The sequence below is a fragment of the Bradyrhizobium sp. AUGA SZCCT0158 genome (genome assembly GCF_018130065.1).
Classification (GTDB): Bacteria; Pseudomonadota; Alphaproteobacteria; order Rhizobiales; family Xanthobacteraceae; genus Bradyrhizobium.
The window spans coordinates 310491-320100 of record NZ_JAFCME010000006.1 but is presented as its reverse complement, the minus strand read 5'-3'; the positions used below and the strand labels follow the sequence as shown (position 1 = coordinate 320100).

Genomic DNA, 9610 nt, shown 5'->3' with positions numbered 1-9610 from the left:
AGCTGATGTCCACCACGTCGTTGGTGTCGATGTCGTCAAAGCTCACCGTGCCGGACTGGCTGAGGTCCTGCGCGCTGGCATCGCCCGCCTCGGTGATCGCCGAGGCCGCCGTCGCGTCAACCGTCGGCGCATCATTGGTGCCGTTGATGGTGAAGCTGACCGTGTCGGTCGCGGTCGCGCCGGTGCTGTCGGTCGCCGTCACCGTGTAGGAGAAGGTGATGGTTTCGCCCGACGACAGGAAGTCGAGGTTGGCGTCGTTGACCGTGTAGGTCCACGGCGTGTCGCCCGGGGCCGCCGCGTCGGTCGCGCTGGTGGCAAAGCCCGCCACCAATTGCGCCGCCAGCGCCGGGTCGATCGTGCCGTTGCTCCAGGCGATGTCGCCGTTGGCGGCATAGCTGATGTCCACCACGTCGTTGGTGTCGATGTCGTCAAAGCTCACCGTGCCGGACTGGCTGAGGTCCTGCGCGCTGGCATCGCCCGCCTCGGTGATCGCCGAGGCCGCCGTCGCGTCAACCGTCGGCGCATCATTGGTGCCGTTGATGGTGATCACCACATCCTGCGTGGTGGTCGAACCATGACCGTCATTCACCGTGACCGTGTAAGTCTCGGAGACGCTCTGGCCGTCGGCCAGGTACTGCGATGCGCTGTTGTTGAGCGCATAACTCCAACCGACCGAGCCGTTGGCCGCATTGGCGGCCTCACTCACCGCACCAAGCGCGAAGGTTCCGAGCGACGTCGTGTTGGCAGGAGCTGCAACAAATGACACCGTGTGCCCGTCGCTGAGGTCGACATCGGTGAAACTAATGGTGCCATTGGCGTTGAGCGAGTCGGACGGATTCGGCGTGGTGGGCGCATCCTCGACCACCGTGCCGCTCTGCACACCGCTGGTGACGCTGACAACGTCGTTGCTGCCGGTGATGGTGATGACTACGTTCTGGGTGGTCGTCGAACCACGGCCGTCATTCACCGTGACCGTGTAAGTCTCGGAGACGCTCTGGCCGTCGGCCAGGTACTGCGACGCGCTGTTGTTGAGCGCATAACTCCAACCGACCGAGCCGTTGGCCGCATTGGCGGCCTCACTCACCGCACCAAGCGCGAATGTTCCGAGCGACGTTGCGTTGGCTGGAGCTGCAACAAACGACGCCGTGTGCCCGTCGCTGAGGTCGACGTCGGTGAAGCTGATGGTACCGCTGGCGTTGAGCGAGTCGGACGGATTCGGTGTGGTGAGCGCATCCTCGACCACCGTGCCGCTCTGCGCACCGCTGGTGATGCTGACAATGTCGTTGGTGCCGGTGATCGTGATGGTCAGCTGCGCGGTATCCGTAAGCCCGTTAGGATCGCGCACGGTGTACGTAAACACCTCCGTGACCGTAACCCCGTCAGCCAATGCGTTGGTGTCGGCGTCGCTGTTGCTAAGGGTGTAAGTCCAGGTGCCATTGGCGTTCAGAGTTAGTGAGCCGTAAGTGCCTACCAGTGCAGTCCCTACGGTGCCGCCAGTTCCCGAGCCGGATTCTGGTCCGGTTCGCACTGCGGACACCACGAGCGACGCCTGGCCGTTGTCAGAATCCGTATCATTAGTGAGCACATTGCCTATGGCCGAAGAATCGCCGGCAAACGGCGTATTACCCGGGCCCACGCCGGCCTCTCGGACAAGATCGAGCCCGTTGGTATCGTTGACGCCAACCGGAGACGTGGGATCGACCGCGAAAGTAACCTGCTCGATCGCGGAGACTTTGAGATTGATACTCGTAAACGTAAATTCTGCCTGGCCTGCTTGGCCGGTGTTTGGATTTGAGTTGGCGATAATGAAGGCCTGAAAGTTAGCCATGTCATTATTAAACGCAGTCATAAACGCGGAGCTGGCTAGTTGCGCGTTGCTCAAATAGATAACGAGCTTATCGATTTCGGCTGTGCCCTGGGCAGCATTGCCGTTTCCGCCGTCGTAGATGTCGTAGCCGGAGAAGGCGGTTTGTGTGGCCGTTGTCCCTACGCCGTAGACTTGGCTACCGATCTTGTATTGGTTCTCCCACGCGCGATAGATGAGCGTATCCGCGCCTGACCCACCAAGGACGGTGTCGAAACCACTGCCGCCATCAAGCGTATCGGCCCCTGATCCGCCGTTGAGGCGATCGCTGCCAGCGCCGCCCGATAACGTGTCGTTGCCGGACCCGCCGACGTAATTGTCGCTGCCACTGGTGCCTGTGAGGGTGGTGGTGCCGCTGGCGCTTGCCATTGATGCTCCAATATCGAGTTCGTGAAAAATTCTGCTTGTGAAAATTCGCGCGACTAACGGGTGGTTTGCCCCTGCGACAAGTTGGATGTCGCGGTTGCGGCCTGGCAATTTCGAAGGACATCTTGATGAGACGGCAACGAAACGACGGAGTCGTCTGAAGCGAATGCCGGTGGATCATTTGTTGGAGCGATCGACGGTCCGATCGGATAACTAGAAAAACGGCAAAAACCTGAAATTTCCTGGCGACGCGATTCGATCTCGAACCAGTCGACCGGCTCTGCCTTTTTTGTAAACGCAACACGACCCACGGCTCACTCCTCTGCTAACGCAGAGCAGGTGCGATCGCACTCGAAAAGCAACTCACAAGACACCGCCGATTTTCGGCACGCGATCAACGCAAACGCGCTGACACTGGAGAGAATCTGGAACTATTGTGAAATTACTCCGAACGCCATAATCCCTGCCCTATTCATGTCGAGTCCCAGAAGGACCGCGCATGTTCGAAATTTTTTTGTCGCGTCTCTTGATTTGATCAGAGACAAAGTCGCAGACGTCATTCATTCGTGCTGCTATTCGCGAGGCCGTCCCTTAACTCAATGAGTGCAACTTGCCGCAAATTCTAATTACCGTCCATATGCAACGCCACATAGATTGATTTAACTATGAATCGATAGCGTCGCAAAATTGGTTATGATTCATCCGGTTAGAAGTCAAAGCTCTTTCTAAGATTGAGAGACCGTAAGACTACGGACATCAAGCGGCGAGAAGAGGTACCTCGAAATAGTGATTGAGAGCGGCACAGCTTGTACGTGCCAGATTATCTGCGGGCTCCTCCGGGAATTGCCAAACGGCGAGGGATTCGCTTTCCTTGCAATAAGCGAAGATTAAACTTCGTCACGCCCACCATGTGAGGTTCGCACAACCACAGGCGCTGGGTAGGAAGGTCAGCGACGAATTCACGGTGCCGCTGTGCCGCGCCCATCACCGAGACAATCACCGGTTTGGGGACGAACGAGCTTGGTGGTCGAGAGTCTCGATCGACCCGATTGCGGTCTCACAGAACCTTTGGACGAAGAGCCATAACGGTTAGCGCCGCATCCGTTGCTCGTCAAATAGCTGCCTACCATGCCGTGCCGTTTTGGCTATTTTCTGAACCCTACCGGTATCTCATGATTCTCAATACTGACCGCACAGCCCGAGTACCGGCAACCCTGAGGCGAACGCGGGGCTTGGTTAAGTTCGGCCAGGAAAGCCGGGTTGAATCCGGTTCGGTCCGCCCGCCCCGATGATCGTGAGGTCCGAAAAGTGCCGACAGATGTAGACCACATCGAATAAATGAAAGAGGCCGCCAGATGAGGCGGCCTCTTAGCCCTATTTGCGTACGGCATTTACCGCATGTGCATGCTCATCGTCTGCTTCGGCGCCGGCGGGTGTACGGCGTCCATCAAATTCTTACCCACAGCAGCTAGGTACGCATCGACGATTATGTCGATGACGCCTCTGCCGCCGCTGGCCTGATCGAGCTCGTCAAACGACATTTCGTCGAAAATTTTGCTGTTGAGTTTGGTCATGCCTGTCTCCTGTTGCTCGGAAGGCCATCCCTCCAAATCCGTGGCCTAAGGCGTAACCGGCTGCATTCCTCTCGGCTGTGTTGCAGGTCACACAAGACATCACGCTTGAATGTACTCTCCACTCCTAAGGGGGACCGCCAAGCCATCGAAGCGAAGCGAGTATAGTACAGTTCCTTACCTCTTGCTGGGCATCATCTTGCAGTAGAGCTCAAGCCAACGCCTCTCGCTATCGTTGGTCGGTTGCCCCTCGAACCACCAGGCGAGATTGCCCCTTTCGTCAAATGGAGGAGTCGCATCCAACAGATTAAACTCGATGGTCTCTTCTACAGTGAGGCCAGGCAGCCGCTTCTGCGAGAGACGGTCGCTTAGAACAATAACGCTACATGTGCGGCGCGGGGAATGCGACATGGCAACGCTCCGCCACTAAAGGCAGAAACAGGCCAGTACCTGGCGGACTGCAATCAGCCCCGTACTGGGATAAGCGACAAGGGATGCAGATCATATCTGCCTAACGGTATATTTGACATTTGGCTCGTCTTCTTCAAAAGCGAACCTAGGCTGACCGGCGCGTTAGCCAAACTTTAAGCGCGTCTTTAAGTTTCCAGCCCGCTTTACGGACGCTTTACGGATTGGGCCCACCGTTAACAATAAGTTTTCACAGGTGAGCTGATGCCAACCATCGCAACAGCCGATACCGACGCACGCAGCACGCCGCGCCGCAAAGTTCTTGATAGCGGTTTGATCAGGTACGGCGACTTTTCTGTCCCCTGCGTTATCCGCAATCTTTCGGAAATCGGCGCTGCGTTGGATGCAGCCGCCCGAAGTATTGTTCCCGATCAGTTCAGTTCGAAAAAAGAAAATCTATTCCTGCACCGTCGTATGGCGGAAAGGAACGCGCCTTGGCGTGTCGTTCCGCTGAATTACCTCGATGATCGACGAGCGAAGAAAGACCCTGCGGACGGACGTTGATGAAATGGCCTACATTTCCGCATCGGGCTCGAGCACGCGGTGTCGAATTGCAAATATGTCCGATGACGGTGCTGCCCTGGATGTTCCCGACGCCTCGTTTATCCCGAATTGCTTCCAATTAATGACCGAGCGAGATCGGATCGTTCGGACCTGCAGGATTGTTTGGATCAAACAGAACCGGATCGGCGTCGAGTTTGAGGTCAAAGAGCAGCTGCAATCACGCATCGAGAACGGCAGTTTCTACAGTATTTGCGTGACACTAATTGGCAGCGTGCGGCGAGTTTGCCGAACAGCTCGAAACTAATATCGAAGCTGCTTGGTAACGGCTGGATCGAACGCAGGGGCGACGGGAACAACGTCGCATACCGCATCACGTCAAAAGGCTTGGCTGCCAAAATAAGGCCGGTCAAAATTTAGTGACACTTGCCGCGGTCGCGCTATCCTCAAAAACGGTTGCATGAACATTCTCGCGTAGGAGGTTTTATTGGCTGACATCGTGAACCTTGGAGACAAGCTAAAAGCGCAGCAGGAAAAAACGGCCCGCATGGACCTGACGGCTAAAATGATCCCAATCATGGTCGAGACAGTTGAGAAGTTTTATTCGATGGGCGCCACGCCGGAGCACATCGCACGCTTTCTGCAGGTCGCCATCGAGGAAATTAACAACAGGCCGCGCTAGGTTGAGAGCGGAGGCCAACCCATGTCCATATCAGCTAAGCTCCTCTAGGTGCCTGAGGGCGAAGCGAATGCGGTCTCGGGCCGGTACTCTGCCAGCTGGGCATGTGGTTAGTGCCAAACACACGCTGAAAAGATGGCCGCAGACACGTTCTTGGGGAAGTGGGATTGTATTTCAAACAACCGCGTCGGCCGCAATTAAAGCGCTGGAGTTCCGTGGATCTCGCGGCCACGAAAAGAGGTTCACTCCTTCGAGCATGGACTCTAAGGCTTGCACGGCCATGTGGCCGTTATGGCCGCATCGGCTAATTTGGCAAAACTTTCGTGTATTCTCGCTGGTTGGGCATCGATGTATTGCACGACGGCTCGTACCGCTTGCGCCCGCGTGACGGAAGTTGGGATGCATGCATCTGAATTGAAGATTATTCCGTAGACCAAACCCATGCAAAATCCTTGGTCAAAAGGGTCATTACTGGCAGTCGGTATTAGGGCTAATCGGCACCCGGGCATGAGAGTGTTCGCTGTATTATAATTGGCATCGAGGGCACGTACCGATCCACCGCTCAACATCAGGGCCGCGATGATAGCAATTCCGCACAGGCTTAGTTTTGATAGGGCTGTGCCTGGGATAAGACGCTCTGCCATGCTGAACCAGTCCCCTGTCGTGAAAGCATACCGTATACCCCCTAAACCGGGATCATCGCACATTCGTTCCTCGCAACGTTCGGCTCTGTCTCCCCGGCGGACCAGCGTCGGGACCGTCCCTCTAGACGAGCGAAGCGAAGCCCTGTGGGCTGAGCCTTACCCGTTAGAATAGGCCCCCAAGGCAATGGGCAGACAAAAAGCCCCGCCGGTTAGGGCGAGCTAGCCAAAAACGATACGGCCGGGTTGGCAGTCAGATCTTGCGTTATTGGGCTTTATGGAACCAATGGTTCACTTTGTAACCTAGCTGAGTCGTCCGATAGCGAGGCAGGCGCACGATGAGCGGCGAGTTTAAAAAGGAAGTTTTTGATAGCTTCGATCCCAACCCAATATGTTCGTGCCACCGGTGCGGTAAGAAGCTCGCCATAGTTCAATCGATGCTGGATTCACTTACTGGCCGTACCGTCCGTTTGTTCAAGTGCGAGTGCGGGGCGCAAACCTGGTCCGAGTATAAAGGGTAGTTTTCGCGCAAACGGGTGATGTCGACCACGATCGAAATGGCAAAAAATGCCGTTAGTGGGCGCCTTATCCGTTCCCCAGCGAACGAAAATCCGTTACTTGGAATAGCCTCTCTGCATCCATCCCCGGCAGACCCTCCAGATATTCTGGGGGATAACCGGACTCGCATGCTAAAGTCGCCCCAATCGGCGAACAGCGTGTGCCCAAAGATTTTTCCGAATTTTTGGAAAGTATGGATGCCCACTTCAGCAAAGCCGCAGCTGACTGAATCACCGTCTGCATGGGGAGCCGCCTCCGATGAAATGTACAAGGATCTCTGCCGTAATCGGTCTCCGATTCTTACCGTCCTTCGGTTTTACGAGCGCCATGATCTGCTGCCACCCGACATAGTTTCGAGTTGTTTCCTAACGAAAGACGAAGAAGAGGAACTGGGTCAGAAAGTCGGTGCGCTGATGCAAGCCGCGGGGGCGTATGGTCTCATGACCCTCGCCTTGCTCGTCGCCATAGTGCAAAAGGAGATCGTAGAGCTATGCCGCTTCCTAACGGAAGATGAAGAAGAGGAATTGCGGCAAGTAGCCGGCGCGCTGGCTGAAGCGGCCGAGGCCTCTGGGCTCTTGAACACGGCCGTGCTCGTGGCCACATTGCTGAAGGTTGCGAAAAACCCAAGCCTGTTCTCCAAGCGTACGCTGCCGGCCGCTGTCGAATGGGCGATCGCGTGCGATTATCAGCGCGGCGAGGAGCCCTTAGGAACCCATTGGCGTGATGTATGGGGAGACCAGGTTTCCCGTTTTACCGGAGAGGTCGAGCAACCGACAGAGGCGAATATTGCGAAGGCAGCTCTCGCCGCTATCGCGACCATTCAAGAATCACGCAAGCTCGGGCGGCCCTACAATCTTGCCGACCAAATTCTCGCAGACCGATTGGGCGAGATCTTTCGCGGCAGCGGCCAGCCAATTCGCCGTAGTCAACAGCCGGTCATGCGTGAAGGCGAGGTCGGGTACGTTGAAGGAGGCCCCTTCTATGATTTTCTTGGGCTCGTTTTGAAACCACTGCAGCGATACCTCAGCGAACGGCGACGCGCACCGGTAACCGTCGACACCATAGTTAGGCTCGTTACCGAGAATTTTCCGCGGGCATGACAGCAACTCCCTACCCAATTGTTCCCATAACCTGGGCCGCAGAATCCCTCAGGAATATGTTTCCCTCCAATGCCCGCACATTCCGTGCAGTGCATAGAGGAATTGATTATGACCGAACTGCCCGACGACAAAAATTATATGCTGCTTGTCGTACTACGCCTTCTCGCCAACCCACCCCTGCTACCCAACGAAAAGCGAGAGGATTTCATTCAACTGTTTGAAAGCCTCGAGGCCTACGGAAAGCCGCGGACAGATCGCGATCTCATGGCAGTGTACCAAGCCACGGTCCTGACTTGGGATATCTTGCGCTACCAAGATATGAAGGTGGGTGTCCTACGCAGCCATCGACGATCAGCACTGGTCTCGCTGCTAAGCAAAACTCACGAGGGCGCAGCCATCCCAGGTGCCGAGGCTGCCGTGATGATTGACGCGGACCAGAAGGCCACGAGATGGTTCGCTGACCCCGCCTCCCGGCCCGGCATGGCTAAGATGATCGAGAACGCCGGCTATCCACAAAATGCTCTCGATGTTGAAGCTTTCCAGCGGGCGTTGCCGGCGTTGGCAACAATCGATCGCTTGATCGTCTCAGCACAAAAGCGTTTGGACCGGTTCTTGAAGGAGTTAGAGGAGTCCTCCAGCGGAACTGCTGAGGCATTGCGCTCGGCGACGACTAACGCCATTGCGGCGAAGACTCCGGACCAGGAGTCGGGGGCCAAAAAGTAGAGTCATGGCATCGCCTCGGCAACTCCTTGCAAACCGGCGCAACGCCGCTAAAAGCCGCGGTCCGAAAACCCAAGAAGGCAAGGCGCGTTCGCGAATGAACGCGCTTCGCCACGGCTTGGCAGCGGTGACGATCAATAGAACGATCGGCCCTTTCGACGTCGATGCTCCGCTGTTGGATGAGATGTATCAGCGCCTCCGACAAATCGAAATTGAACGTGCAAAGGTATTCAACCAAATCGGTGAGCTGTTAGAGCTGACCGACTCTGGCAAGCTCGATGCGCGTATTCGGCAACTCGCGGCGCTCGAACGTTACGCGCAACGCGCCCATTCAAAGGTGAAAAAGCCGCCTGGTTAGTCTGGAAAGATATCTTCCAAATAGGCAGAACGAACCCAATTGCGATAGCAGTGTTAAAACAGTCACTTACGGAGTTTCAATAGGGCCGGCCAAGGCGAAAAACACATGAACGATTAACGTGGTGCCACCAAAAGAGGGATCTGTCTAATTGTGGCTCAGTAGAGCACGACGCGCATCCCTCGACAGCTCACGGCAACGGCGTTGGTGGTATCGCAGCAACCCGAAACACTTTATGATCGAGATTGCGAACAATCCTAGAGAGTTCTTTCTGCTCGCGAAATTGATTTGGAGTGAGCGCCTTCGGACAGGGAGCCAGCATCCAATCTCGCCTTTGCGCAGCGACCGTTCATCCGCGCTGAGATGGCCTCACCGAGATCAGCCAGATCGAAGCCGCCGGGTGAACCGGCGCGCGCGAAAATCATAGTTCGCAATCAGAGTCCGGTTTGGCTTACGGCTTTCGCAGGCACAAACCGACGGTCGGGGCGGTCCCGCATTTGGCGCCATCAGCGGCACCGCCACCCGGGCAGAACACAGACACCAACGTTTCCGTCGATTCGCAGCTTACCGACCCGTCGGCCTGAACGGCTCGAACGGCGACGCCTGCCTCACCCTTGTCGCCCTTGGGACCCTTGTCACCGGTGTCACCCTTGGGACCCGGTTCACCCTTGGGGCCGAGCTCGCCCTTTGGACCCGCCTCGCCCTTGGGACCCGGCGCGCCCTGAGGGCCTTGAGGCCCTTGTGCGCCAGCCTGGCCCTGCGCTCCCGCGATACCCTGCACGCCTTG

Annotated in this window: 9 protein-coding genes and 1 pseudogene; 7 read left to right on the top strand and 3 right to left on the bottom strand. The window is 56.6% G+C overall.

Annotated elements, in window-relative coordinates:
- Nucleotides 1–2233: S-layer family protein (locus tag JQ574_RS11740; RefSeq protein ID WP_212383537.1), on the bottom strand; the 2233-nt coding region annotated here is incomplete at its 3' end.
- An 898-nt stretch (nt 2234–3131) separates the two neighbouring features.
- Between JQ574_RS11740 and JQ574_RS35045 the strand changes: the two are divergent.
- A pseudogene (locus JQ574_RS35045) lies at nt 3132–3323 on the top strand (hypothetical protein); the annotation flags it as partial.
- A gap of 298 nt (nt 3324–3621) precedes the next feature.
- Here JQ574_RS35045 and JQ574_RS11735 read toward each other — a convergent pair.
- Nucleotides 3622–3804, bottom strand: a complete 183-nt coding sequence (locus JQ574_RS11735; protein ID WP_212383536.1) for a hypothetical protein — start codon at nt 3802–3804, stop codon at nt 3622–3624.
- Nucleotides 3805–4473: 669 nt separating this feature from the next.
- Between JQ574_RS11735 and JQ574_RS11730 the strand changes: the two genes are divergently transcribed.
- The 3 genes from JQ574_RS11730 (at nt 4474) to JQ574_RS11720 (ending at nt 5452) form a co-directional block, all read left to right on the top strand.
- Nucleotides 4474–4773, top strand: a complete 300-nt coding sequence (locus JQ574_RS11730; protein WP_212209528.1) for a hypothetical protein — start codon at nt 4474–4476, stop codon at nt 4771–4773.
- A complete protein-coding gene (locus JQ574_RS11725) occupies nt 4733–5077 on the top strand; it encodes a PilZ domain-containing protein (protein WP_249119263.1) in 345 nt (114 codons plus the stop codon). Before JQ574_RS11730 ends, JQ574_RS11725 begins: the two co-directional genes overlap by 41 nt.
- A gap of 180 nt (nt 5078–5257) precedes the next feature.
- Nucleotides 5258–5452 (top strand): hypothetical protein, encoded by a 195-nt coding sequence (locus tag JQ574_RS11720; RefSeq protein ID WP_212209527.1) that lies wholly within the window; start codon nt 5258–5260, stop codon nt 5450–5452.
- 260 nt (nt 5453–5712) lie between these two features.
- On the opposite strand, the gene JQ574_RS35890 is transcribed toward JQ574_RS11720, so the two are convergent.
- Complete coding sequence (locus tag JQ574_RS35890; protein WP_409411226.1) at nt 5713–6018, bottom strand: Rap1a/Tai family immunity protein; 306 nt, start codon at nt 6016–6018, stop codon at nt 5713–5715.
- A gap of 827 nt (nt 6019–6845) precedes the next feature.
- Here JQ574_RS35890 and JQ574_RS11715 point away from each other — a divergent pair.
- The 3 genes from JQ574_RS11715 (at nt 6846) to JQ574_RS11705 (ending at nt 8826) form a co-directional block, all read left to right on the top strand.
- Nucleotides 6846–7748 carry a hypothetical protein gene (locus JQ574_RS11715; protein ID WP_212383535.1) on the top strand — a complete coding sequence of 301 codons (903 nt, stop codon included), beginning with the start codon at nt 6846–6848 and terminating at the stop codon, nt 7746–7748.
- A 108-nt stretch (nt 7749–7856) separates the two neighbouring features.
- Nucleotides 7857–8471 (top strand): hypothetical protein, encoded by a 615-nt coding sequence (locus JQ574_RS11710; protein WP_212209525.1) that lies wholly within the window; start codon nt 7857–7859, stop codon nt 8469–8471.
- 4 nt (nt 8472–8475) lie between these two features.
- Nucleotides 8476–8826, top strand: coding sequence for a hypothetical protein (locus JQ574_RS11705; RefSeq protein ID WP_212209524.1), 351 nt, complete (start codon nt 8476–8478; stop codon nt 8824–8826).
- Nucleotides 8827–9610 lie beyond the last annotated feature (784 nt).

Excerpts from the sequence above, each read along its gene's own strand:
- JQ574_RS11730 (WP_212209528.1), top strand. The coding sequence starts at position 4,474 with ATGCCAACCATCGCAACAGCCGATACCGACGCACGCAGCACGCCGCGC.
- JQ574_RS11705 (WP_212209524.1), top strand. The coding sequence starts at position 8,476 with ATGGCATCGCCTCGGCAACTCCTTGCAAACCGGCGCAACGCCGCTAAA.
- JQ574_RS11735 (WP_212383536.1), bottom strand. The coding sequence starts at position 3,804 with ATGACCAAACTCAACAGCAAAATTTTCGACGAAATGTCGTTTGACGAG.
- JQ574_RS11710 (WP_212209525.1), top strand. The coding sequence starts at position 7,857 with ATGACCGAACTGCCCGACGACAAAAATTATATGCTGCTTGTCGTACTA.
- JQ574_RS35890 (WP_409411226.1), bottom strand. The coding sequence starts at position 6,018 with ATGTTGAGCGGTGGATCGGTACGTGCCCTCGATGCCAATTATAATACA.
- JQ574_RS11715 (WP_212383535.1), top strand. The coding sequence starts at position 6,846 with ATGCCCACTTCAGCAAAGCCGCAGCTGACTGAATCACCGTCTGCATGG.
- JQ574_RS11725 (WP_249119263.1), top strand. The coding sequence starts at position 4,733 with ATGATCGACGAGCGAAGAAAGACCCTGCGGACGGACGTTGATGAAATG.